The sequence below is a fragment of the Bacillus sp. 7705b genome (assembly GCF_002289525.1).
Taxonomy (GTDB): domain Bacteria; phylum Bacillota; class Bacilli; order Bacillales; family Bacillaceae; genus Bacillus; species Bacillus halotolerans.
Genome location: NZ_NSDH01000035.1, coordinates 1 through 23,454 on the forward strand (window position 1 = coordinate 1; position 23,454 = coordinate 23,454).

A 23,454-nucleotide genomic window follows, 5' to 3' on the forward strand; every position below is an offset into this window, starting at 1 on the left:
CGACGTGGGGGTTCGAGTCCCTTCACCCGCACTTTATTTACAAAGTGAACGCAAATAGGTTTTACTAGGTTAAGAGCCTAATAACCAGCACAAACACAATTTCATTATCACGCGGTCGTGGCGGAATGGCAGACGCGCTAGGTTGAGGGCCTAGTGGGTGAATAACCCGTGGAGGTTCAAGTCCTCTCGGCCGCATCCCAATAATACCAAGGGTTTAACCACCTTTGGTATTATTTTTTTTGTGCGGAAAATACGGCTATGGGAGAAGACTTGCTCACCAAAACTCACCAGTTACTTAAAGTAAGTCATCCAAACGGTCGGCGGTTTCTTTCTGTTTATTAGGAAACAGGTGTCCGTAAGTATTCATTGTAAAAGAAACGGAACTATGCCCTAATCGTTCTTTAATTACTAAATAATCTTCCCCTTGATGGATAAGCAAGGCTACATGTGAATGCCTCAAATCATGGAAACGGATAGGCTCAACATTTCCTCTTTGACAAATCTGTTTTATTTTCCTGCTGAAAATATCTTTAGTAGGCGGTCTGTCTTTGTATTGGAACATATAAGTTTCTTCTGATTGATGAATTCCTAATTCATCAAAGATTTCCTTCTGATGTTGTCTCCATTCATCAAGCAATGTTATAAGTTTTGAATTGATACTTATACGGCGAACAGAATTTTTAGTTTTTGGAGGTGTAATTATATATTCTTGATTTATATAGGTTAAAGCTTTGTACACATTGATTTCTCTTCTAAACTTGTCTAAATCTTTCCATTGAAGCGCTAAAATTTCTCCTAAGCGCATTCCTGTCAGATAATCGGTAGTATAGAATACTTTAAAAATAAATTCGTCTTTTTCTATGAGACTAATAAATTCTTTGAACTGATCGGGAGTCCAAAATTTCATCTGTTTTTTGACAACAAACGTATTTCTCCATGAATTATGCAAATCGTGCGTTAAAAATATTTAAAGAGTATGATGAATATGCTGTTCAAACGTTACGATGTCAATTCATTGTTGCCGGAAATTATATTGATTCATTGGAATATGAGACAGCATTACAAGTTTTTTTTGAATCATTGGAGATAGCAAAAGAAATAAATATTGATCATTTAATTGGAATGTCTCATATAAATATCGGTATATGTTTTGATGAATTGGAGGAATATACAAAGGCATCCCGTCACTTGGAATTGTCTTTAGAGTATTTAGAAAAATGCAATAATTCATTTGTGTCGAAAGCGTTATTCATTTTGACACATGTCAAAGCGAAACAGAAGAACTTTAATTTGGCTTTTGAATATTTTAAGAAAGGGAAAATGTATAGTAATAAAAATAATGATAATGAATACGCGGCGAAATTCAAAATATTAGAAGGACTTTACTTTTCAAATGGTGAATATCATCATATTGAAGATGCTTTTACTTATCTAGAATCAAAAAAATTGTATGCTGATGTTGAGAATTACGCCATAGAAGTTGGGGATTACTTTCACCAAACGGGCGATTTGGTGCTTTCAAACCAATATTATCGTTTAAGCATTGAAGCCAGACAAAAAATAAAAAAAGGAGAGATTATCAATGAAAATCACTCGGGCTCTGTTGGCAGTGCTGGTATTGAGTAGTGTTTTAACTTGGAACCATTTGCAAACTAAAATGGAAGCCAATCATGAAATAAAGATTGCATCGGACAGAGTTGCAGCATGATTTTTTGAATTGACAACTTATCTGCATAGTGATCATAATACTGAGTCAAAGTTCCTGCAGATAGGGTAGGAGCATAGGTTACTAAAATAATTAGAAAAAGCTTAATCTTTTTGATTAAGCTTTTTTTAAAAGGTTCTGTTAAAGTTTAATGTTATTAGCATTAAATTCGTCACCAGAATGGTAATCCTTTTTGTACTAACTTGCCCCGGTTATAATCTATTTCTTACGTCGCTCATTAATTCTTCAATGATTGCTTGGCAACTTTTAATGTCCTTTATAAATTCTATTCCACTCGAGACAGTAATAGTCCCTTCGTCAAAATCCCCATCTAGCATAGCCTTTTTTAAATTGCTTACATTTTTATCATGTTGAATTCCCTCGGCATCTAGTTTCGCAACTTCAAGTGCAAATGCATTAGGAATAGCTCTCCAATAGCTACCATAACCAGTCTTAAGAAGGACCAAATCTTCAGCTCCGTATTGCACTAAAGCTTGCTTCACTTTTTCGTGGACTCTTGATTCCTTAGACGCATTAAATAATGTTCCTAGATAGACCCCTTCTGCTCCAAGTGCAAAAGCAGCATTAACGCCTCTTTTATCTGCAATTCCCCCAGTGGCTAATACAGGAATACTTACTGCATCGACAATCAAGGGAACGATAGTCATTGTTCCAACTGGCTTATCAGGCGTAGATCCACCTTCATCAAAACCTGTTGCTATAATGATGTCAGCACCTGCTTTTTCTGCATCCCGTGCCCCTTTAACTGTTGGCGTAGACTCCCTAAAAACAACTGTGAACCCTAGATCTTTCAGTTTCTTTATTTCCTCAGGATTAGAAAAACCCACTAAGAAAACTACTTTTATGTTTTCCTCAACCATCACATTTAAGATTGCGTTACTGAGTTCTACCTGAGAACTATCATAAGGACCGAAATAGTTTACTCCGAATGGTTTATCCGTAAGTTCTCTTGTTTTCCTAATTTCGCTTCTCAGACGTTCAGCCGTTTCAATTGGATCTCTTGCGACCGTATATTGCCCTGCATTTGGTCCTAAGACCCCCATACCTCCAGCATTTGAAACAGCTGCAACCAGTTCAGCGGATGTCACCCAAGTCATTGGGGCTTGTATAATAGGAAGGTCGATACCTAAAATCTCGGTAACTCTGTTCATAATAACAACTCCTTAGAAATATTTGTTTTAGAATACAATGAGGACGTTCTCGTCACCTCACTAAACAACAACTTTCAACTAAACAATAAATGTTGTATAGTTGAATTATATGGTGATTATTTTTAAGTATCAATCATCAATAGTCGCAGAATATTGCTTAAACAACATATCATTAAAACTGTTGAATAGATAAAAAGGAGAAGGTTATGTAATGACAGAAGCTAAAATTGATCCGCGCATATTGCGTACTAGAAAACTACTTATTGACTCGTTTTATAAGCTTACTTCAATGAAAGATTTTAAAGATATTACAATTCAGGATATAGCAGATGAAGCAACAGTGAATCGTGCAACTTTTTATTCTCACTTTGAGGATAAATATGAACTGATGGAATTTGTAATATCAGACATTGTTCTCAAAGGAATTGGGGATCGTTTGAAACAATTTGATAAGTTGAATATTGATACATTCATTAGTATTTTCATGTTGATAACAAACTTCCAGATCGAATTTGAGAAAGGAATAGGAATTACTTCAAAATGCAAACGAAGCATGAAATCATTCAATAGTTTATATGAATCTCAAATTAAATATGAATTAGAGAAGGCATTTCAAACGCTATTGCAAAATCAACATATGGAACTAGACCAAGATTCTATTCAAATTGGTGCAGGTTTGTTAAGTGCTAGTATGTATGAAGCATCTATAAATTGGAGACAATTCAGCTCATTGACTGCTGAAGAGTATATTCGTCGTGCAATACCATTTATCTCAGAAATATACTTTAAACAATAAATAGTTTTATAATTGATAAAGCTGAACAATATGCTGAACTTAAATTTAATTGAATGAACGGTTTGAGATGATAAAGAAAGGGCAGCCTATGATTAAACTAGCCCAAATAAAAAACCTAGGTTCCTAAATGTTTTGAGGAATCAAGGTTTTAATTTTGCTTAACGGGGAAATACGTGCTAATCGGCGGCTATCGCCTATATTCCGTAGGTTCTTGACTGGCCGCACCCCACGAGCCGAAAACCATCAAAACCATAAAAGCATAACTGCATGGAAATCAGACCAGGGTACAATTTACCAAGACTTAATTTTAAAAAAGATTGAAAAATGAAAGGGTTCAACATACTAGTCTTGTTAAGATATTGAAGGAAGTTGATGCGGAGAGATACCTGTTTACACAGTAAGAAGCAAAATCAAAGAGATTTAAAATTATTTTATTACGACAGGGCAATGAGTGACATATCACTTGATGAGATGTAGAGTTCCGTTGGTCTCTAATAGGTGCCCAATTTGTGCCCAGAATTCATAAAAAATGATGAAAATAGGTGTAAATAAAATAAACAGATGCTTTGATTAAAAGCTTTTGTAACCCATGATACGTTATTACTAGGTTGAGGATTGAGGGGCTATCTAAAGAAGAAAACATACCAAATAATACTGGTATGTTTTTTTATGTTTTTAGTCTTATAATATTGACTTTTGTGTAACACAAAAGATTATACTGAAAAATGATTTTTAACAGAAAAGGGTGGAATCATATGAGTTTATGGTTTACTGAAAAACAAACAGATTCTTTTGGTATAACAGCTAAAGTGAAAAGAACTCTGCATTCTGAAAAAACGGAGTTTCAACAGCTTGATATATTTGAAACAGAAGAATTCGGAAATATGCTCACACTTGATGGAATGGTGATGACTACAGAAAAAGATGAATTTGTATATCACGAAATGATGGTACATGTTCCGTTATTTACTCATCCAAATCCAAGAAAAATCCTTGTAGTCGGAGGAGGGGATGGCGGGGTCATTCGTGAAATATTGAAACATCCATCAGTTACTAGTGTAGTTCAAGTCGAAATAGACAGTAAAGTAGTTGAGTACTCTAAAAAATATCTTTCAGGGTTTGCTGAGAATATAGCTGATGCGCGTTTTGATTTGCGAATTGAAGATGGTTATATGCATATTCTTGAAAGTGAAAATGAATATGATGTAATTCTAGTCGATTCAACTGAACCGGTTGGACCAGCTGCTAATTTATTTACGAAAGGTTTTTATGCCGGTATATCAAAAGCATTGAAAGATGATGGCATATTAGTTGCTCAATCTGATAATCCATGGTTTAAAGGTGATCTCATTCAAACGGTTATCAAAGATGTAAAAGAGATTTTCCCTATTACTAAATTATACGCTTGTAATATACCCACTTATCCAAGTGGTTTATGGACTTTTACTATGGGCTCAAAAAAGCATGATCCTTTAAATATTGATAAAGATAGATTTTATGACACTGGAAGCAAATATTATACAAAGGAAATTCATAACGCAGCGTTTGTTTTGCCTAAGTTTGTAAGTGATTTATGTAATGATTAAATCTAAAAACACTTAAACAGTGATTAAAAAAGGCATACTGTACAAGTATGCCTTTTTTAAATGAAAATTTTAGACTAAGAAAGCAGTTTTAACCCAATAGCCGCACATAAAATCATTGAGATGAAGAGGATTCTCCGCCATTCTTTAGGTTCGCCGTATATAAACATCCCGACTAATGCGGCTCCAACTGTCCCGATGCCAGTCCAGATAGCGTAAGCGGTACCCATAGGGATACTAGTCATAGCTTGTGAAAGGAAGAAGAAGCTTAATGTGAATGCTACAATGAGGACACATATGGATTTAATATCTTTCCGGATGACAAAGCGATTAATCGCGGAAACCCCAATAACTTCACATAAGCCGGCTAATATTAAAAGTAGCCAAGCCATTATTCATGTCCTCCTTCCGGCTCTGTTGAGTCTTTAGTTATGAGTTTCAATCCAATTACTCCTGCCAGAAGCAATAAGATTAATAATATTTTTATGAATTGAAAAGGTTCTCCAAATAAGAGCATTTCAGCTGTAACAGTACCAGCCGTACCTATTCCAGTAAATACTGCATATACAGTGCCTACTGGTAATTTACTTGAGGCAATAATTAATAGCCAGAAACTTAAAACGATTGCTACAATCGTTAACATCCATTCAATAAAATTTGTTGAATGTTTTAACCCAGACACCCAGCCGATTTCTATAATTCCGGCAGCTAAAACATAGAACCAATTGCGATTCATAGCGATCCTCCTTAGATGTTTAAATTAAAATTTGAAATAAGATCAAGTTATAACAAGATAACTGTTATTAACATAACCCTTTTTGTAACAAAAGAGTCAAGAAAGTTTGAGCATATAATGTTGAACAATAAAAGAAGGTGAAAAGACATTGTTAAAAGAGCTTTTATCAATTAGTGAGATGGCGAAATTAAGAAGGATAACTGCTGAAACGTTAAGGCATTATGATCGTGTGGGGCTATTTAAACCCGCATATATTGACCCGAATACGGGTTATCGGTTTTATTCGATTTATCAATATGAAGTTCTTGGGACAATAAAAGAATTGCGTCAAATTGGCATGACTATTGAAGAGATTAAATTTTTTTTAACAGAAAGAAATACGGAAAAATCAATCGGAATCTTAGAAGAAAAACATAAATTATTGCAAAGAAATATAAAAGAACTAATCGATCTAGAAAAAAGTATAAATGAAAAGATAGAAAATTTTCACAAAGTATCGGAGGAAGGGTTGTTCCCAGGGATAAAAATCTATTCCTTAGAAGAACGGTTTTTCATTACGAAAAACACGAAAATATCAAATGATTTAGAACTAAGTTATGGGGTTATTGAAATTGAGAATATGATGCTGGAGAAAGCACCACTTGTCGCAAGTAATCGTTTAGGGGTTTTAATTGAAGAGGAGGATCTTCTTTCAAATCATTATTCAGCTCCGACAACTTTAATTGCTAGAACCAATCATATAAAAGATATCCCTGAGGAATATGTGATTCGTATACCAAAGGGGGAATTTGTGTGTTTAAGACACTACGGAGAAATATGGGATAGAACGGATAGTTTAACCCAATTGATGGCCTTCATCAAAGAACAGGATTACAAACTTGCTGGGAGTGCACTTCAAATGGTTCAAGTGGATATTTCAATAACAGATGAGCCGAATGAAGCAATGTTTGAAATTCAAATTCCTGTGGTGAAAGATAAAAAACGTTAGTTAAAGTTGTATGTTGACATTTGTGTAACACAAGAGTTTATGATGTCAGCATATTAGCAAAGGAGGGATTTATATATGGAAAAGAAACAATTTTTAGCGTATTCAGGTCTTCCGACATTTTGGAGAACTCCACAAACAAGAGATGTAACAAACGTAGATATAGCGGTTATGGGTGTCCCTTTTGATGTAGGTGTTTCAAACCGCCCAGGCGCTCGATTTGGACCAAGATCTATTCGGCAGATGTCATTGCATGCGGGAAATTTTCTGTATCCTTATAAGTATGATGTGAAAGAAAAGTTGAACATTATTGATTATGGTGATGTCGGAGCAAATATCGGTGAAAATTCTACAAAATTAATGATTGACGAAACTTATTCTCATGCTTCTAAGATATTAAAGTCAGGAGCGAAATTACTAACATTAGGCGGAGATCATACTATCCCTTATGGTTTGGTTCGAGCTGCCTATGAGAAGCATGGTAAGATTGCGCTTCTTCATTTTGATAGTCATCAAGATTCTCTGTCTGGAAATGATGGTGAAATATTTCATGGTACATTTGCAAATGATATAGCGGAAATTGGTTATGTTGATGCTTTGAGATCAGTACAAGTGTTTATTAGGACCAATATGCCGAATGATCAAAATTATAATATCATATACGCAAATGAAGCCTTGGAAATGTCTACAGAAGAGTTAGCACAAAAAATTAAGAGCATTATTGGAAATATGCCTGTCTATATAACGTTTGATATAGATTCACTTGACCCAAGTGTTGCACCCGGTACAGGGACACCTGTTGTTGGTGGACCGGATACTTACAATATAAGACGGTTATTGCAGGAATTAGCTGGGTTAAATGTCGTTGCGGCTGATCTTGTGGAAGTCTCTCCAATGTATGATGCTGGCGAGGTCACATCATTAGCAGCTGCGACAATTGCCACTGATTTGATATATTTACTAGCGCAAAATATTAAAAGATAAATAGAATTAAAACATCTTAAGGCTGTTTTTCGATTTCTGGTCAGGAGCAAGTATAATAAGATGTTTAAAATGTTTACTCTTAAAAGAGTCATCGGTGGGAAGTGCATAACAACACAATTATTCAGCGGTTTAATTATCCTAAAAACAGTGCCCAATTTGTGCCCAGAATTCATAAAAAATGATGAAAATAGGTGTAAACAAAATAAACAGATGCTTTGGTTAAAAGCTTTTGTAACCCATGATAGGTTTTTACTAGGTTGAGGGCCTAGTGGGTGAATAACCCGTGGAGGTTCAAGTCCTCTCGGCCGCATCAATGATACCAAGGGTTTAGGGCACCTTGGTATTTTTTGTGTCTTTTGACAGAACGTATTTTGTGACTAAAACAGACCACCTACTTAAAGTAAGTGGTCTGATTTGTCCGCAAAAGTATATAATTAAATAAGATAAAAAGGGCATTGTATATTAGCATACAAAATATGTTATGCCCTTGTTTGTTTTAATAACGCATCCGTTATTTTAAGCATATAATGTTACTTTATTATGGAATAAAAACAAGTGTCAGTCAGATTTCTACCATCTGCGGATAAATCATCATTTCTTAAAGTGCCTTCGAATACAAACCCAAGTTTTTCTGGTATAGCACGACTTTTGAGGTTTGTTGATTCACATCTTATTTCAATTCTTCTAAATTTAATATGATGTAACCCAAAGGTAGCTAATTTTTTTACTGCTTCTGTCATATATCCATTCCCGCCAAATTTAGTATTTACCCAGTACCCAATTTCACATTTAGGAATGGTCCAGTCAATCCTCTGAAGGCTAGTTATTCCAATGAAGTTATTGCTAGCTTTATCAAAAATAAGAAAACGAAAACTTTCCCTCTTTAAAAAATTTATATGAGCATTTCTTAAATTTATCTCTGTTTCTTCAACAGTAGGAAGTTCTTGAGCAAATGGCAACCAAGCTTTTAATTCATTAAAGGAATCCCTAATTGCTTGGTTTACAATTTTACCGTCTCCTGTTTGGTGTGGTGCTCGAAGGATTAGTCTTTCTGTTTCCAATTGTAAAGGCACATCTAACAATATAGGATTCATTGGATAACTCCTCTCGGAAGTTCAATGTTAAAAATTGAAAATAAGTAATGAAACTCTTAACTCTAAGAAATAATTCTTGAGGACGTGAGTTATAACTTCTTGGTATCTATTTGTTTATCTATGACGCCTCCAGTAAGAATTGAATATTCTTTATTCTCATCAAAGAACTTTTTCACTCTAGAGTAATTCACATTTAACCTCACATACATTTGATTTTGGTTTGCAATTCATCAATCTTATTAAGTTCGTACTCATAATCACAGTTTTCTTCTAAAACAAAATTCATAGTTTCAAAGAAACTTTTTGCATTCTTTAAGAGTGATTCAAAAAAATCAAGTTTCGGTAGTAATACTTTTTGTTTTTGGTCAATTTCAAATAACAACATATCATTCGATATTGATTTCATTTTCAATAGAAGGGGTTGATCTGGAAAATAAGTTTCGCTTTCTCCTGTTTCAAGAGCTTCTTCAATTAGGTTCAAAAAATAGGCCCACAATTGGTCAACCAAGTCCCACATAGTGACATTAAGCAAATCTTGTTCACCATATTTTAAAATAATCGCCCCAGATAAATAGTAAGAGTCTAACTGTGGTTTTATGTTCTTTAGTCCCTCTATATTGCTAAGTGGAACAAAGTAATCGTCAATATTATTTTTTAAGATTGAAAGATCGTTTATCTTCTTATTTGGCCTAAGAATTAATGATTGAATATAAAACATTTTACCTCTCCTATTTTTCCGGATAGAATTGTCCTACTCTTCCTTTTTGAAAGCCAACAACATATTTTTGACCCTCATATGTTCCTCTAATTTGATAACTAAATTTAGTTCCTTTTTTCGTTAACTCTTCACGGTTTTGTTTCATAATAGATTCTATCGCATCTGCAACATCGTTAACAGTCATCTCTTTATTAAGAAAAGATTGTTGAGACTTAATTGAACCATCCCATAAATTGGGATGATGGCGCTCTAAAATATGCTTCATTCCTCGTTTGTCTATGAGGAATGATTGTCCTCCAAAAATGTATTTTCTGCTTTGAAAAGTTTTTAATTCGTTTACAACTTCATGTGGCTTAGCTTTCTTTAATCCTTGTACAGTAGATGATGTCTTGAATATTTCGAGTGCAGAGCTTTTATAATTCTCTCCATTAATCACGTTGAAAGGAAAAGTCCCTGAACCACCAGCCATTACATACTGTTGTTCAAAAACATTTGGAATTTTAACGTATTCAATACCTTTTTTTATTCCTGCTTTTGAAACTTCGAGCGTCTTAATTGCAGCAACTTTTGAACCGGCTTTTGCAACTTTGGATACTTTATCAATACCCTTCGGACCAACTATTGCAAGAACAACCGTACTGCCTACATAGGAAACCCATTTTGCTCTGCTGTAGCTATCTCCATTAATCATATCACGTTGAAATGTGTCTTCTATGTCTTTTGCTATGATCTTATAAGTATCGATTGGATGTAAGGCTGCGTTCACAGTTCCAGAAAGCGATTCAATCGGGTGTCTTGCAAGTTGATAGAGACCCATCACTGTATCTTTACCTGCTTCATACATTCCCACTGCAATACCTTTTCCAATTTCAGCTTTTTGTTGGAGTTCTTCGAGTTGGCGAAAATAAACTTGCTGGTCAGGTTCCAAATTCTCGTATCCTATTTTCTTCGCAATTTTTAAATACTCGTCTGGATCTGTTACCTTTACAAGCTGTTTTTTCAAATCTTTTATTTCACGTTTTTTAGCTTCTTCTTTTTTGATCTTCAAATAAGCTTCAGACTGCTTCTCGATATCGCTTTTTTGCTTATGTATATCGCTCTCACGATATGCCTTGGCATTATAGTGAAGGGGTGTAGCATTCTTGCCCTTACCTGTTGATTCCTGTAACTTTTGAAAGTCTGCTTTAATGAATTGTTCGTTAGGTTCAGTTATTGCATATTCAGTTTTTAAGTTTTTTCCCACATCGCCTATTTTATCAACAGTCTTTTTCCGTTTGTTTTCGGCAGAAGAGAGCTCATCCTTAAAAGTCTCTGTTGAAAATAAATCAAGTGGAAGAATGTCATCGATGTCATTCAGAATATCTTTCATTGCTTTCTTCTGCTCAGACATAATTGATTTTGATTTTTTATATGCGTTTGCTAATTCATGTTCTAAGAAGGATTCCTCGATATATGCATCAGATAAGCTGGCATCTTCTAAAACACCGGAGATACTAGTAAGGAAAGCGATTTTCATTTCAATTAAATCAATCCATTGATCAGTGACACCCACATGATCGTGATAAAATGCTTTGATATTGTTTGCTCCCTTGCCAGAGAACTCACTATCATCCAGATCAGCACCAGCCTTAAACGCTTTTCTTAGCTTAATCATTTGATTTTTCAATTCTTTATAATCTTTTGCTCGATTTTCAGCTTCAGTTAACAAAGACTTAGCTTCAAATACCTTCATTGTCCAATCCTTTCAGTGATTTTATATCTAAATATTACCATGGAATAGATGTGGAAGTTTTAAAAAAGTTTAAGGGGAGGGAACGAATTTTTAGATCACTTGGCATAATGTAAGTTGGAGAAGTAACAGTTGTTTATATTCAAAATATATTTGTCTTTCATTTTTGAAACGGAATCAAAAACATTTAATTAAATTCCGAAGATAGTGTTAGGAAGACTGTATAATAAAAAGAGATACAGAATATGGGGGAACTAAAAGTGAGTTTAGGGAAAACAATTGCACTAAACATAAAAGAAAAACAAGCCATTAAACCGACAGGGTTCTGGACATTTTTCTGTAACCCAAAGGTTTGGGCTATTGATGATTTTTTGAGTTCAAACCAAATAGAAGATACATTTTCCATTACAAGTTGGCAAAAAGAGTGGTTTAAGGAAGGTCAACAAGGGATTATTAGAGTTGGACATGATAACCGGAATAAAGAAATGTTAAATGGTAAACCAAAATTAAATCGAGGTATTTATGCGGTAGTAGAAATAACGGGAAAACCCGTCTACTCATCTGATAAGGATGAAAATTATTATTATGAAGAAAGTGATCATTTCAATTACCGAGTACCAGTTAGATACATAAAGAATTTGCTGCATTCGCCAATCTTACTTGAGGATCTAGACTTTGAAAATGATGAATATGATAAATACTTAATAAAAGGATTTCAAGCCTCATCAATGCCGTTAAATCCAAAAACATTTACAAAAATAACTTCATTGATTCATAACACTGATGCACATCCTTTGAAAATTGGAGAACAATACTCAAGAAAAGATATATACAAGATTTTTAACGTACCAGAAGGTAAACAGGGCGGGAATTGGAACACGGGGTATACTTCGTTTAATAATGATGTATTTGTCTTTGTCAATATAAGTTCTGCCGGAAGAACGGGGCATGATTACGACAATAAATTTATCGGAGATGACCTTCAATGGTTTGGTAAGAATAGTCACTCATTACAAAATGCTTCTATTCAGTCTATGTTAAAACCAAAAGGTAATATTTATATTTTCACACGTGAAGATAGTAATATTCCCCTCTTTACTTACCAAGGAAATGCCAGAGCAAAAGAATTTCATGACACTAAGCCAGTCAAAATCATGTGGGAATTTAATGATGAAAAAGAAATCCGACATAATCAAATGGCTGAAGAAATTGATAACCCAACAAGATATATAGAAGGAGCCACAAAAAAGGTCTCAGTCAACGTCTATGAGAGAAATCCCATGGCAAGGAAAAAGTGTTTAGAGCATTATGGTTTTAGTTGTGTCATTTGTGGGTTTGATTTTGAAAAGGTATTCGGAGAATTGGGTAAAGGCTTTATACACGTACATCATATAATTGAGTTAAATCAGATAGGCAAGGAGTACGAAATTGACCCGATCAACGATTTACGACCGGTTTGTCCAAATTGTCATGCTATGTTGCATAAGAAGAAACCAGCTTTCACAGTCGAGGAGTTAAAAGACATTATAAACGATAATAGATAAAAGCAACCATTACTTTAATCGGGGGGCTACTCCATTATTACTCCTGAATATGAATTAACAAGTGTAAGTGCGCATAATCAAAATAAACAAACACTGATATATAAAGGTTTTATAATAGAGAACACAGATTTGAGGGCCTAGTGGGTGAATAACCCGTGGAGGTTCAAGTCCTCTCGGCCGCATCCCAATCATACCAAGGGTTATAGACCTTTGGTATTTTTTTGTTTATTTTTAAATGATCTACTGGTGTCTCTACAATGATGATGGTTTATTTGTTTATACTTAAATAATTTATTATTCACCGCATGCAATAGTGGTTATAACCATTTCACTAAAGCAGGAGGCGGCGGAGATGGCGAATATGAAACGGTTGGCATTGCACCGGGGAAGTGGAAAGAATTTAGGGCTGTGTACGAAAAATATGCCCGTCAGAAAGGTGTTTTTGACCAAGTGAATATTATTATGGCGCTCACCATGCAAGAAAGTGGTGGGCGTTCTTTAGATATTATGCAAAGTTCCGAAAGTATTGGCTTACCTCCTAACTCCATAACTGACCCAGAAAACTCGATTGAAGTCGCTGATTATCTTCATGAACAAGGAAATTTAATGCTCTCTAATGAATATTATCGTATGAGTATTGAAGCAAGACGAAAAATTAAAAAAGGGGAGATTATTAATGAAAATCAGCCGGATTCTATTGGCAGCAGTGATTTTAAGTAGTGTATTTTCAATAACTTATTTGCAAAGTGATCATAGTACAGAAGTCAAAGTGGCTGCAGATAGGGTAGGCGCATGAGGGTACTAAAAAGGCTTAATCTTTTTTAAAAGGTTAAGCTTTTTTTGGGCTATAAATGTAACCGGTGCCCAATTTGTGCCCTGAATTCATGAAAAATGATAAAATAAGTGTAAATAAAGTTGATATTTTAAAATTAGAATCAATTCATTATCGTAAAAGCAATAATAACTAATCGGCGAAGAAAGGATGATCAGTCAAATGAAAACATTAGTTATCGTTATACACCCTAATTTGGAAACGTCTGTTGTCAACAAAACCTGGATGAATCGTTTAAAGAAAGAGAATGACATTACGGTTCATGACCTGTACGGTGAATACCCTAATTTTATCATTGATGTAGAAAAAGAGCAGCAGCTCCTGTTAGATCATGAGCGTATCGTTTTTCAGTTCCCAATGTATTGGTACAGCAGTCCCGCGTTACTCAAACAATGGGAAGATGATGTGTTAACACATGGCTGGGCTTTTGGAACTGGAGGAACGAAATTGCATGGAAAAGAACTACTCTTAGCTATCTCCCTAGGCGCACAGGAATCTGATTATCAAGCAGGCGGAGACTATAATATCACGATCAGCGAGCTTATCAGACCGTTTCAAGTCACTGCTAACTATATAGGAATGCGTTTTCTTCCTGCGTTTACACAATATGGGACACTTCACCTTTCAAAAGAAGATGTTAAGAACAGTGCGGAGAAATTGGTTGACTATCTTAAAGCTGAGCATTGATCCGGTATTCGCGAGGGAAGCTGAAACAAATTATGTGTTGTGAAAATAAGGGTTTGTGATAGATTTTAATCAAACTTTATTTCAAAGTTACATCTAATACTGAATGCAGGGGCATAGAGCGAGGGCTTAACATTAATGACAGCAGGGCAATGAGTACATATTTCTTGATGATATGTAGAGTTCCTTGGTCTCTAATAGGTGCCCAATTTGTGCCCAGAATTCATGAAAAATGATGAAAATAAGTATAAATAAAATAAACAGATGCTTTGAATAAAAGCTTTCGTAACTCATGATATGTTTTTACTAGGTTGAGGGACTCGATTTAGATGAAGATACCAAAACATATTGGTATCTTTTTTTGTTGTTGGAGTTATTAAATCTCCTTTAGGAGTTCATGACATGGCACCAGATTCATGTCATGGGAAAGAGATAGGCAATATACTTCAGCCTACCTCCATGATTTTAAAGAATACCCTTCCTTATTTAATATTTCTCTCTCGTTTAGCTCTCCAGGTGATGTATCCAACACATGAAAGTGCAACAATAATAGGAATTGCTATAAAGGAGCCGATAAAAGGATAAGCGGCAAGGCATAATAAACAGGCAATGACAGCTAGAAACTTACCAAAGACATTTGTAATCAGCCGAACTCCTGCTGCTGTACCGAATATATAGGTGGCTATCGCTAATGAATTTGGAATAAACACTAACTCGTCTAATCCAATACGAAAAATAAAACTAAATAGTAAGCCAATCCCTGCAATTGTTCCTACTAAAAGTACAGCACGGCTAGGGGTTGAATATTTTTTATTCATGTTGTCCAGCCATGAGGGGGCAAGACGTTTATGAGATAAGGAATAACCTAATCGGCTCATACTTGCCACAAACGCATTGTTAGTTCCTAAACATATGATAAAGGCAAGTATTGCTGTTGCCCAAGCACCATTTACCCCTGCCACTTTTTCAACGACTTGTGCTATTGAAGCATTATTCATAGCACTATTAACGGTTTGTTCACCAGTTGAATAAGAGTTTGTGCCAATCACAGCTAAAGCGATGCCTATGTATAATACACCAATAATAACAATGGCTCCCCATGTTGATCGCATGATGTTTTGTTTTCTCGGGCTTTTAAATTCAGGTGCCAGACTAGAGATTGCTTCCCATCCAAAGAATGACCAAAAAATGAGCATTGCAGATTGGCCGATTGGAATGATGCTGTTTTTTGTGATGCGTGGTGTTATGCTCTCATGGTCAATTACTGGAAATGCTAAAACTGATGTACCTAATAATATCAATAAAGTAAGCCCGGCTAATACCAATTGAATTTTTCCACTTGTTTGTAGACCTACATAGTTTCCGATTACAGCGATTGAGAGTAATATGCTTGCAATAATATATGAGGAAAAATGTGGTAAATTGAATGCAAAAGCTATGTAAGTCCCACCCGTTAATGAAACTATAATCTGTCCTACACTTCCTGCAATGAAAAAAAACCGTCCACAAATAGCACCTGCATAATGCCCAAAAGCTTTATCAGTAAAAGTTAAAATTCCGCCTGAACTAGGGAAATCAATTGAAAGGAATGCAAATGTGCACGCTAATGGAATACTTAGCAGCACCATAATGATCCATGAAACTAATGCATTTGAACCCGCGATCCCTGCTGTCATACCAGGTAATATTAAAATTCCTGATCCTAAAACGGCTCCCACATATAGAGCGGTGCCTTGTAAAACCGAAATGGTTTGCTTCAATGGCTGTGTCAAAGATATTCTCTCCTTACATTTCTGAACTTATTTTTATTATAGAAGGTTATTCTCTTCGTTTATATAAACTAATGAATGTTTTATTCTCTTATGCTTTACGATATGAATGAAAAACAATAGAATTATATACAATTATGAAGGAGAGATGGAAATGGATGAAATAGACGGTAAATTATTAGAACTGCTTCAAGAGGATGCCCGAATAACAATTATTGAATTATCGAAAAAACTGAATTTAAGTCGTCCGAGTGTAAATGAACGATTACGTCGTTTACAGGAAAACGGGGTAATTCAGGGGTTTACAGCACGCGTTTCGGCTGAGGCTATTGGAAAAGGAACAATCGTGATTATACAAATAGGAAATTTAAAAATAGAGTGTAGTCGATTTGAGGAATTGATCAAAGAAGAAACGGATATTCTAGAGTGCCATAGAGTTACAGGAACGAATAGTTACTTTCTAAAGGCAGCAGTAGCTACGATGAAAGATTTAGAAGCCTTAGTAGACCGCCTAATTCCTTATGGTCAATTAAATACATCTGTCGTATTGTCATCGCCTATTCTTTCTCGCCCTCTGCTCCCTGTTACTGATAGTTAATGTCCTTATGGCTACTCTAACAGACATGGCACCAAATGCAAGTCATGATTTACTTACCTTTTTTTGAGGAACTTCATTATTTCGAAACCTTTTGTCGATCGATGCGTAGCCTTAATTAAACATAAAGTTTTGTTGTTGAGTCTGAAAGGAGAGTTATATTGGGATTTCACTTATAAGAAAGATAACTTCAATGATTAGCCATTCTATTCAAGAAGGCATTGGATTATGTAGTATAAAAAATAAGGAGTACAAAGCAGTGGATGAATTTTATAAGGCGTTAGCATATGTAAATAAAATTTTTTATGAACCAAATCACTTAACTATAAATGCTATTCGAGAAGAAGCTCAAAATTCAGATTATGGGGCTGGTATATTTCAACTAAATTCAAAATCGGTTAGATTTAGAGTAGCAAAAAAAACACCTAACAAGATAGGACAGTTTGTTGCTTTTTGGGAAAAAGATGGGGATAATAAAAACCAAGCCTTTTCATATGAAAAGGCTACTGATTTATTGGTTATCAATACTTTTACTAGTAATAATTTTGGGCAATTCGTTTTTCCAAAAGAAGTTCTTGTAAAACAAAATATCCTTAAAACAGCTACTATAAAAGGAAAAATGGCAATTAGAGTTTACCCTAGATGGGATAATCCCACTAGCAAACAAGCTATCGAAACACAAAAATGGCAGTTAGCATATTTTGTTGAGGTGAACAATACAAATAGTTTTCCAGTACAAGAACTATTAAAGCTATATTCTAACTAAAATTGGATAGACCTGAGTAGGAAATCAACATTTAAAATTAGCAGAGTCATTAAAAAAATAAGATAATAAAATAAAAGATTACAACCGTTCTATAAGGAATATTTTTTTACACTGTTCTACTCATCAGAACGGTGTTTTTCAGTTTTTCTCATAGCAATAGGAAGTACTGTTACTTATGGGGATTTTGCTTATGTTTAAACAAAGGGATGTTTTCAGAAATTGTTAATCATTCTATGCCGATATCCTCTTGGACTATCAAGTATGTGTAGCTATACGAACTTGACACCAACAACACGTTATTGCACATATAAAAAAGAAGCAACTACTTAGGCAGCTTCTTCTGTCTTTTAACACCAATCAGATCACCCTCATATGTAGTATAATGTTACCAAACCATATTGGTTGATTCCTTTAAGAGACGTGGCACCGAGGAGGAAATGATAGATGGTTTATTTCGTAGTATTTTTTTGTTTTGCTATTACACTGCATAATATTGAGGAAGCTATTTGGTTACCTGAGTGGTCACAACAACCTTCAAAGTTTCAAAAGCCAGTAACCTCAAATGAATTTCATTTTGCTGTCATTATTATAACTATGTTGGCTTATTTATCTGCATTTGGTTTTTTATATATGCCAGAATCAGATATTGCAAAATGGATTTTCATTGGCTTTCTAGGTTCTATGGTTATCAACGCTATTTTTCCACATCTTATTGCAACTGTTTTAATGAAAAAGTATGCACCTGGACTTCTTACGGGCTTATTGCTTAACATTCCAGTAAACTCATTAGTTATTTATCAAATGTTTTTAAAGAATTTGATTGTATGGAAGGAGTTAATAATATCTACGTTGGTTGTAGGAATTATTTTATTAGCACTTATTCCATTATTATTTAAAGTTGGTGATAAAGTATCTTCTTAATGAGTTTGATTTGATTAGAATTGAGGAAGAAGGTGAAACTTTTATTCATAAGGAATAAATTGGAATTCTTAATCAATATAGATGAAAAAATGCAAGGTCATTCATTGTTTTGGCTCACCATTTTTTAAACCATAATTGATGTAAACGTATAGAAAAGATGGCAAATAAATATAAAGAGTCTAATGAAAACAAGCTTTCATAACCAATGTTATGGATTTACTATGTTGAGGGTCTAGCTTAGAAAATCATACCAAAACATCTCGGTATGGTTTTTTTATATTATAATTATTCAATCCCCAAAACAACTTTATTTGGAATGGGAAGATTAATCTTCCCAACCCTTATCTTCGTCAAAATCCTCTTTACCTTTTTTAAGTTGCTGAAGAAGAAATTCAAGAAAACTATTTGCAAAGTGATCATAGTACAGAAGTCAAAGTGGCTGCAGATAGGGTAGGGGCATAGGTTACTAAAATAATTAGAAAAAGCTTACTCTTTTTGATTAAGCTTTTTTTAAATGGTTGTGGTTTAATGTTGGTTTACTTATAAAAAATAGAACCCCAAATATATGGAAGTTCCATTCTTATAACATTGAATTGTTCAACTAACGCACCCGTTACTTTAAGTACAACTCTTCTCAAACTTTATTCATTTTAATAAACCATATTTATTTTTAATCACGGTTATTTAGAGCTATTACTATAGTGTCTAGGCGAAAATACGTTTTTTAATGCACTTATTATTCCAGGCACAAGAAAGAAGACGCCAAAAAAGACAGTAAGTAAATTTAATTGTGGTGTTTCATAAAAAGTAAACCAATTTATAAAAATTGACGATTCCGTAATTCTCCCAAATAGTGTTCCATCAATCTCTCTATAATTAGGTAACCATCCTGTTGTTTCAAATGTAATAAAAATGATCTGTGACAATAAAAATACACCAATTTGAGAAACCCAATATTTTTTCAAAAATGGAACACTTTTTTGCTTTTCAGCCAACTAATATTCCTCCCTGCATTAGATACCATTTTATATTGATATACGGAAAATTAAAGAATAAGTTTCATAATCTAATGTTGATGGATTCTAACACTTGAAACCAAGCTAGATAATTGTTCAGATATTGAAGGAAGTTGATGCGGAGAGATACCTGCATACACAGCAAGAATGGGAGCAATATTAAAGTTAGAATTATTTTTTTACGACAGGGCAATGAGTGACATAACACTTGATGAAATGTAGAGTTCCGTTGGTCTCTAATAGGTGCCCAATTTGTGCCCAGAATTCATAAAAAATGATGAGGTGTAAATAAAATAAACAAATGCTTTGATTAAAAGCTTTTGTAACCTATTATACGTTTTTACTAGGTTGAGGGTCTATCTTAGAAACCATACCAAAACATCTTGGTATGGTTTTTTTATGTTGTAATCAATCAATTTCGAAAAAAATTTTTATTTTGAGGGATTGTAAAGATTAATCTTCTCAATCCTCATCTTCATTTAAGTCCTCTTTACCTTTTTCTAGTCGCTGAAGAAGAAATTCTAGAAAATTACTTGCAGCTGTATAGCCATATCCTTCATGGTTATCCCAAAGAATAACTGGACACTCTCCATCTACCATTCTGTTTGTATCAAGACAATAAGAAAATTCATTTATATACTCAATAACAACAAGACCTGGTATAAAATTGTAAAACGTTCTGTATTCTTTTGTTTGCTCTACAACTTCAGCGCCTTCAGAGTCATAACCAATAATCATTGTTCCGCATGCGTCACCAAAACCGTGTTCTTATAAAAACATAAATTACACCAGATCGAACCTAACAAAATCATGAATTTCATCAGGTTCTTTATGCATTCTGGTTCATGTTAAATCAAAGTAATTTAGGTAAACATAAAGGTATTTTATATTTTTGTAAAAGTTAACTTTACTTTTGTATAAGGTCAGTTTATAATTTGACTCAAGAGGTGATGGTCATGAAGAAAGATTTTGGTGATTCGATCTCAAATAAGGTTTATGAATATCGTGTACTTGCCAGATTGTCTCAGCAAGAATTAGCAAAGAAAGTCGGGGTTTCCAAACAAACCATCTTTGTAATGGAAAAGGGAAATTATGTTCCGACTCTTCTGTTAGCTTTTCGAATTGCCGAATTTTTTAATGTGGATGTAAACGAGATTTTTACTTATGAGAAAGGAAATGATCAAAAATGAAAATGAATTCGATCTCAGATACTATCACTAACGCAATTTTTTCCCCTTTAAAGTCTTGGGCTGAACATTCTCAAGGAAATTGGAGTATTCTCATTGGCAGCGGATTTGTATTGCTTGTAGTCGGATTGATTCTGACAATCGTATTTCATAAAAAAATGGGTAAGACTGACGAGAGAACAAACCAAATCGCTTTAAAAGGTTGCCTCTGTATGTTATATGCACTAATTTTGTGCGACTTGATTTTCCCAAAAGAATATATGTGGCAAGTTTTCTTCTTATTTAAGTATTCTATTGCATTCTTCGCTTCAGCAATCTATCTAGCCGTTCGATATAAAAAAGATTTTTTGTAAATTCAATTACCGAGAAAGATAGTGGCTCTGTAGTTTTAATTGTTTTAGGAGAGGGAACGAATATGAAATCAATTTATAATGAGATTTGGAGAAGTGGGGAAGTATAGGGCGTTTTTTTTGCTCACCAATTATTAACCAATTTATATAAACTTATAGAAATGATGTAAAGTGGAGTTAGAAAGTGTAATGAAAGCAAGCTTTCATAATCAATGATATGGATTTACTATGTTGAGGGGCTAGTGGGTGAATAACCCGTGGAGGTTCAAGTCCTCTCGGCCGCATCCCAATAATACCAAAGGTTTAATCACCTTTGGTATTATTTTTTTGTTACAAGTGTATCCTGGCATTAAAAAAGTGCTGACCTCTGCACAAAACCTTTGCGCGAGTCTGCACTTTTATTTTGCAAGATACACTGCCCCTTATCTCGATTAAGTGGAGTTTATTTAATCCGTTTTTAGCCGCACTGATACTTGGCTTTTAGGAGCTTTTTTTAAATGGCTAAAACCTACAAATTTTTTGCCTTCTTCATCCCATAGGCGGAACTTTAACGACTTCAGACTTGTTGCCAGTGTGATGGTCGGAACGTTTTGCAATGGTTCAGTGCTGTTATGTACTTCTTCAAGCTTATAGTTTGGGACTCTCGGGCTTAAATGATGAACATGGTGGAAACCGATATTGCCTGTTAGCCATTGCATGATTTTTGGTAGCTTATAAAAAGAGCTTCCTTCCACTGCTGCTTTTACATATTCCCAATGCTTATCTTCTTCAAAATAAGAATCCTCAAACGTATGCTGGATATAAAACATCCAAATTCCGAGGGATCCCGATACCATAAAAATTGGTGCTTGAACCAGCAGGAAGTTTTGCCAGCCGATAGCCCAACATAAAAGTGCTGCGAGAACGACGATCCCTAGGTTCGTTACATACGTATTCATCCGTTCTTTGCGTTTTGCCCCTTTACGGTTAAAACGATTGGTCACCCCGAAGACGTAAATCGGCCCAATAATAAACATGACAAACGGATTTCTGTACAAACGGTACATTATTTTTGTCTTCGTTGAGGCTTCCTTATACTCCTCAACGGTCAGTACCCAAATATCGCCTGTACCGCGTTTGTCCAGGTTGCTGCTTGTCGCATGATGGACAGAATGGTCGTGTGCCCAATGATCAAAAGGATGCAGAGTCAGAATTCCTGTTATTGTTCCAAGGATTCGATTCGCCCTTCTGTTCTTAAAAAAGGAATAGTGGCAGCAATCATGAAAGATGATGAAGGTTCTCACTAAAAACCCTGCCGCAACGACAGAAATTGCTAATGTAAGAAAATAAGAAATCGACAAGCTCTTATATGCCAAAAACCATAACAGGAAAAATGGTCCCAATGTGTTAATGATTTGACAAATACTTTTTTGTAAATCGGACTTTTCGTAAGGGGTAACCAGTTTTCTCAAAGTCCTTAGGTTTTCTTTACTCATATATTAAAGTTTCCCCTTCCTAATGTTCTTAAGCTCAGTATAGAAAACGTTTTATTCCCTTTGAAGTCCCAGCTGTCATACTCCATATATGATACGTATCATGGTTTTGTTATAACTCGCCAGCCAGCTAAGGATCCTTTTCACAAGCTGTTAAATGAATCGGTTTTCCAACCCCTCTGTAAAATGATTGGAAATGTGAAACTGATTTCCAGCTTAATTAAATCTTAATTAGCAGAGACAGCCAGGAAACAAAAGTCGTATAAAGATTATACCCATCTCTTTATCGGACCAAACTCTCTCCTGTTCCCCCATGGGAATCGATCTATTTAGACCGTGAACCTTGATTGAGGAACAAACTTTACAAGTGTAGAATATGGATTGATTTTTGAGTGTAAAATAAAGTAAGCTGGAAGACCTTGAATTTCCTAGTTGCTTAATTCAAAAGGCTTTGGAAAGTGGTAATGAAGAAAAGGAAGTCAAGTTTTATTTTTTTATGAGCATATTGGCAAATGGGGGTAGACAATGAGTAACGTTTGCAAACATCTGCAGAAATAAAGCTTTACCAGTGAACAGCCCTGTTTTTAGCACTTAAATAAGAATCAGCTGAGCTTTGTAAAGAAATCTTTAACAATCAATAATGAAGTACGATTAAGCAAAGAAAAAGGGCTGAAGGCACTCGTGATTCATTTTCACAGTGTTTTCAAACCATCGTTAATGAAGGCCTCTTATTCTGCGTGTTAACAAATAATGCCATAAATAAAGCAATAATATTAATTTGCATTTATTTCCGTTTCATGTTAAGATGAAGAAGAA

21 protein-coding genes, 1 tRNA gene and 5 pseudogenes are annotated in these 23,454 nt (G+C 34.7%); 16 read left to right on the forward strand and 11 right to left on the reverse strand.

The genetic code is table 11. The annotated features are described in order from the left end of the window. Window positions 1–111 precede the first annotated feature (111 nt). A tRNA-Leu gene (locus CJU60_RS14580) sits at window positions 112–195 on the forward strand. Between the two features lie 100 nt (window positions 196–295). On the opposite strand, the pseudogene CJU60_RS14585 reads toward CJU60_RS14580, so the two are convergent. Beyond that, a pseudogene (locus tag CJU60_RS14585) lies at window positions 296–931 on the reverse strand (site-specific integrase); the annotation flags it as partial. Here CJU60_RS14585 and CJU60_RS14590 point away from each other — a divergent pair. Next, a pseudogene (locus CJU60_RS14590) lies at window positions 919–1,626 on the forward strand (tetratricopeptide repeat protein); the annotation flags it as partial. The pseudogenes CJU60_RS14585 and CJU60_RS14590 overlap by 13 nt on opposite strands. A 291-nt stretch (window positions 1,627–1,917) precedes the next feature. On the opposite strand, the gene CJU60_RS14595 reads toward CJU60_RS14590, so the two are convergent. After that, the gene (locus CJU60_RS14595; RefSeq protein ID WP_095714136.1) at window positions 1,918–2,877 is read right to left on the reverse strand and encodes an NAD(P)H-dependent flavin oxidoreductase; all 960 of its coding nucleotides are present in this window, start codon (window positions 2,875–2,877) and stop codon (window positions 1,918–1,920) included. Between the two features lie 211 nt (window positions 2,878–3,088). Here CJU60_RS14595 and CJU60_RS14600 point away from each other — a divergent pair, with 211 nt between their 5' ends. Next, window positions 3,089–3,673: a TetR/AcrR family transcriptional regulator gene (locus CJU60_RS14600; protein WP_095714137.1), complete on the forward strand. Its 585-nt coding sequence runs from the start codon at window positions 3,089–3,091 to the stop codon at window positions 3,671–3,673. Between the two features lie 755 nt (window positions 3,674–4,428). Beyond that, on the forward strand, window positions 4,429–5,259 hold the full coding sequence (speE, locus tag CJU60_RS14605) for a polyamine aminopropyltransferase (protein ID WP_095714138.1): 831 nt from the start codon (window positions 4,429–4,431) through the stop codon (window positions 5,257–5,259). A gap of 74 nt (window positions 5,260–5,333) precedes the next feature. On the opposite strand, the gene CJU60_RS14610 is transcribed toward speE, so the two are convergent. Both CJU60_RS14610 and CJU60_RS14615 read right to left on the reverse strand, forming a co-directional pair. Further along, window positions 5,334–5,648: a DMT family transporter gene (locus CJU60_RS14610; RefSeq protein WP_095714139.1), complete on the reverse strand. Its 315-nt coding sequence runs from the start codon at window positions 5,646–5,648 to the stop codon at window positions 5,334–5,336. Beyond that, on the reverse strand, window positions 5,648–5,992 hold the full coding sequence (locus CJU60_RS14615; protein WP_095714140.1) for a DMT family transporter: 345 nt from the start codon (window positions 5,990–5,992) through the stop codon (window positions 5,648–5,650). The genes CJU60_RS14610 and CJU60_RS14615 overlap by 1 nt, the downstream gene beginning before the upstream one ends. A 148-nt stretch (window positions 5,993–6,140) precedes the next feature. Between CJU60_RS14615 and CJU60_RS14620 the strand changes: the two genes are divergently transcribed. Beyond that, complete coding sequence (locus CJU60_RS14620; protein WP_095714141.1) at window positions 6,141–6,980, forward strand: MerR family transcriptional regulator; 840 nt, start codon at window positions 6,141–6,143, stop codon at window positions 6,978–6,980. Window positions 6,981–7,055: 75 nt separating this feature from the next. Then, window positions 7,056–7,961 carry an agmatinase gene (gene speB, locus CJU60_RS14625; protein WP_095714142.1) on the forward strand — a complete coding sequence of 302 codons (906 nt, stop codon included), beginning with the start codon at window positions 7,056–7,058 and terminating at the stop codon, window positions 7,959–7,961. A gap of 530 nt (window positions 7,962–8,491) precedes the next feature. Here the strand turns inward: speB and CJU60_RS14635 are convergent. From CJU60_RS14635 to CJU60_RS14645, 3 genes are all read right to left on the reverse strand, one after another. Further along, a complete protein-coding gene (locus tag CJU60_RS14635; RefSeq protein ID WP_095714144.1) occupies window positions 8,492–9,055 on the reverse strand; it encodes a GNAT family N-acetyltransferase in 564 nt (187 codons plus the stop codon). 199 nt (window positions 9,056–9,254) lie between these two features. Then, window positions 9,255–9,773 (reverse strand): hypothetical protein, encoded by a 519-nt coding sequence (locus tag CJU60_RS14640; protein WP_095714145.1) that lies wholly within the window; start codon window positions 9,771–9,773, stop codon window positions 9,255–9,257. Window positions 9,774–9,783: 10 nt separating this feature from the next. Beyond that, window positions 9,784–11,505 (reverse strand): ribonuclease YeeF family protein, encoded by a 1,722-nt coding sequence (locus CJU60_RS14645; protein ID WP_095714146.1) that lies wholly within the window; start codon window positions 11,503–11,505, stop codon window positions 9,784–9,786. Between the two features lie 242 nt (window positions 11,506–11,747). On the opposite strand from CJU60_RS14645, the gene CJU60_RS21880 reads away from it, so the two are divergent. The 5 genes and pseudogenes from CJU60_RS21880 (at window position 11,748) to CJU60_RS14665 (ending at window position 14,565) form a co-directional block, all read left to right on the forward strand. Further along, entirely contained in the window at window positions 11,748–13,046 is a 1,299-nt protein-coding gene (locus CJU60_RS21880; RefSeq protein ID WP_255238347.1) for a DUF3427 domain-containing protein, read from the forward strand. A gap of 342 nt (window positions 13,047–13,388) precedes the next feature. After that, window positions 13,389–13,622: pseudogene (locus tag CJU60_RS22200) on the forward strand (lysozyme family protein); the annotation flags it as partial. After that, a pseudogene (locus CJU60_RS22205) lies at window positions 13,599–13,766 on the forward strand (tetratricopeptide repeat protein); the annotation flags it as partial. The pseudogenes CJU60_RS22200 and CJU60_RS22205, both read left to right, overlap by 24 nt. Continuing rightward, window positions 13,723–13,842 (forward strand): phosphatase RapI inhibitor PhrI, encoded by a 120-nt coding sequence (gene phrI / locus CJU60_RS14660; RefSeq protein WP_076983188.1) that lies wholly within the window; start codon window positions 13,723–13,725, stop codon window positions 13,840–13,842. The pseudogene CJU60_RS22205 and the gene phrI, both read left to right, overlap by 44 nt. A gap of 198 nt (window positions 13,843–14,040) precedes the next feature. After that, window positions 14,041–14,565, forward strand: a complete 525-nt coding sequence (locus CJU60_RS14665) for an NAD(P)H-dependent oxidoreductase (RefSeq protein ID WP_024120323.1) — start codon at window positions 14,041–14,043, stop codon at window positions 14,563–14,565. Window positions 14,566–15,044: 479 nt separating this feature from the next. On the opposite strand, the gene CJU60_RS14670 is transcribed toward CJU60_RS14665, so the two are convergent. After that, window positions 15,045–16,334 carry an APC family permease gene (locus CJU60_RS14670; RefSeq protein WP_095714147.1) on the reverse strand — a complete coding sequence of 430 codons (1,290 nt, stop codon included), beginning with the start codon at window positions 16,332–16,334 and terminating at the stop codon, window positions 15,045–15,047. A 151-nt stretch (window positions 16,335–16,485) separates the two neighbouring features. On the opposite strand from CJU60_RS14670, the gene CJU60_RS14675 reads away from it, so the two are divergent. The 3 genes from CJU60_RS14675 (at window position 16,486) to CJU60_RS14685 (ending at window position 18,613) form a co-directional block, all read left to right on the forward strand. Continuing rightward, window positions 16,486–16,929 (forward strand): Lrp/AsnC family transcriptional regulator, encoded by a 444-nt coding sequence (locus CJU60_RS14675; protein WP_095714148.1) that lies wholly within the window; start codon window positions 16,486–16,488, stop codon window positions 16,927–16,929. A 256-nt stretch (window positions 16,930–17,185) separates the two neighbouring features. Continuing rightward, entirely contained in the window at window positions 17,186–17,692 is a 507-nt protein-coding gene (locus tag CJU60_RS14680) for a MepB family protein (RefSeq protein ID WP_095714153.1), read from the forward strand. 444 nt (window positions 17,693–18,136) lie between these two features. Beyond that, window positions 18,137–18,613, forward strand: a complete 477-nt coding sequence (locus CJU60_RS14685; protein ID WP_095714149.1) for an HXXEE domain-containing protein — start codon at window positions 18,137–18,139, stop codon at window positions 18,611–18,613. Between the two features lie 680 nt (window positions 18,614–19,293). Here the strand turns inward: CJU60_RS14685 and CJU60_RS14695 are convergent. Both CJU60_RS14695 and CJU60_RS14700 read right to left on the reverse strand, forming a co-directional pair. After that, window positions 19,294–19,608 carry a YfzA family protein gene (locus CJU60_RS14695; RefSeq protein WP_095714150.1) on the reverse strand — a complete coding sequence of 105 codons (315 nt, stop codon included), beginning with the start codon at window positions 19,606–19,608 and terminating at the stop codon, window positions 19,294–19,296. Between the two features lie 483 nt (window positions 19,609–20,091). Then, window positions 20,092–20,397, reverse strand: a pseudogene (locus CJU60_RS14700) (SMI1/KNR4 family protein); the annotation flags it as partial. Between the two features lie 188 nt (window positions 20,398–20,585). Here CJU60_RS14700 and CJU60_RS14705 point away from each other — a divergent pair. Next, window positions 20,586–20,819: a helix-turn-helix transcriptional regulator gene (locus tag CJU60_RS14705; RefSeq protein WP_003240464.1), complete on the forward strand. Its 234-nt coding sequence runs from the start codon at window positions 20,586–20,588 to the stop codon at window positions 20,817–20,819. Further along, window positions 20,816–21,169, forward strand: a complete 354-nt coding sequence (locus CJU60_RS14710; RefSeq protein ID WP_024120326.1) for a hypothetical protein — start codon at window positions 20,816–20,818, stop codon at window positions 21,167–21,169. The genes CJU60_RS14705 and CJU60_RS14710 overlap by 4 nt, the downstream gene beginning before the upstream one ends. Before the next feature lie 443 nt (window positions 21,170–21,612). Here CJU60_RS14710 and desA read toward each other — a convergent pair whose 3' ends face one another. Next, window positions 21,613–22,641, reverse strand: coding sequence for a Delta(5) desaturase DesA (gene desA / locus CJU60_RS14715; RefSeq protein ID WP_095714151.1), 1,029 nt, complete (start codon window positions 22,639–22,641; stop codon window positions 21,613–21,615). Window positions 22,642–23,454 lie beyond the last annotated feature (813 nt).

Excerpts from the sequence above, each read along its gene's own strand:
- CJU60_RS14595 (WP_095714136.1), bottom strand. The coding sequence starts at position 2,877 with ATGAACAGAGTTACCGAGATTTTAGGTATCGACCTTCCTATTATACAA.
- CJU60_RS14600 (WP_095714137.1), top strand. The coding sequence starts at position 3,089 with ATGACAGAAGCTAAAATTGATCCGCGCATATTGCGTACTAGAAAACTA.
- speE (WP_095714138.1), top strand. The coding sequence starts at position 4,429 with ATGAGTTTATGGTTTACTGAAAAACAAACAGATTCTTTTGGTATAACA.
- CJU60_RS14610 (WP_095714139.1), bottom strand. The coding sequence starts at position 5,648 with ATGGCTTGGCTACTTTTAATATTAGCCGGCTTATGTGAAGTTATTGGG.
- CJU60_RS14615 (WP_095714140.1), bottom strand. The coding sequence starts at position 5,992 with ATGAATCGCAATTGGTTCTATGTTTTAGCTGCCGGAATTATAGAAATC.
- speB (WP_095714142.1), top strand. The coding sequence starts at position 7,056 with ATGGAAAAGAAACAATTTTTAGCGTATTCAGGTCTTCCGACATTTTGG.
- CJU60_RS14635 (WP_095714144.1), bottom strand. The coding sequence starts at position 9,055 with ATGAATCCTATATTGTTAGATGTGCCTTTACAATTGGAAACAGAAAGA.
- CJU60_RS14640 (WP_095714145.1), bottom strand. The coding sequence starts at position 9,773 with ATGTTTTATATTCAATCATTAATTCTTAGGCCAAATAAGAAGATAAAC.
- CJU60_RS14645 (WP_095714146.1), bottom strand. The coding sequence starts at position 11,505 with ATGAAGGTATTTGAAGCTAAGTCTTTGTTAACTGAAGCTGAAAATCGA.
- CJU60_RS21880 (WP_255238347.1), top strand. The coding sequence starts at position 11,748 with ATGGGGGAACTAAAAGTGAGTTTAGGGAAAACAATTGCACTAAACATA.
- phrI (WP_076983188.1), top strand. The coding sequence starts at position 13,723 with ATGAAAATCAGCCGGATTCTATTGGCAGCAGTGATTTTAAGTAGTGTA.
- CJU60_RS14665 (WP_024120323.1), top strand. The coding sequence starts at position 14,041 with ATGAAAACATTAGTTATCGTTATACACCCTAATTTGGAAACGTCTGTT.
- CJU60_RS14675 (WP_095714148.1), top strand. The coding sequence starts at position 16,486 with ATGGATGAAATAGACGGTAAATTATTAGAACTGCTTCAAGAGGATGCC.
- CJU60_RS14685 (WP_095714149.1), top strand. The coding sequence starts at position 18,137 with ATGGTTTATTTCGTAGTATTTTTTTGTTTTGCTATTACACTGCATAAT.
- CJU60_RS14705 (WP_003240464.1), top strand. The coding sequence starts at position 20,586 with ATGAAGAAAGATTTTGGTGATTCGATCTCAAATAAGGTTTATGAATAT.
- CJU60_RS14710 (WP_024120326.1), top strand. The coding sequence starts at position 20,816 with ATGAAAATGAATTCGATCTCAGATACTATCACTAACGCAATTTTTTCC.
- desA (WP_095714151.1), bottom strand. The coding sequence starts at position 22,641 with ATGAGTAAAGAAAACCTAAGGACTTTGAGAAAACTGGTTACCCCTTAC.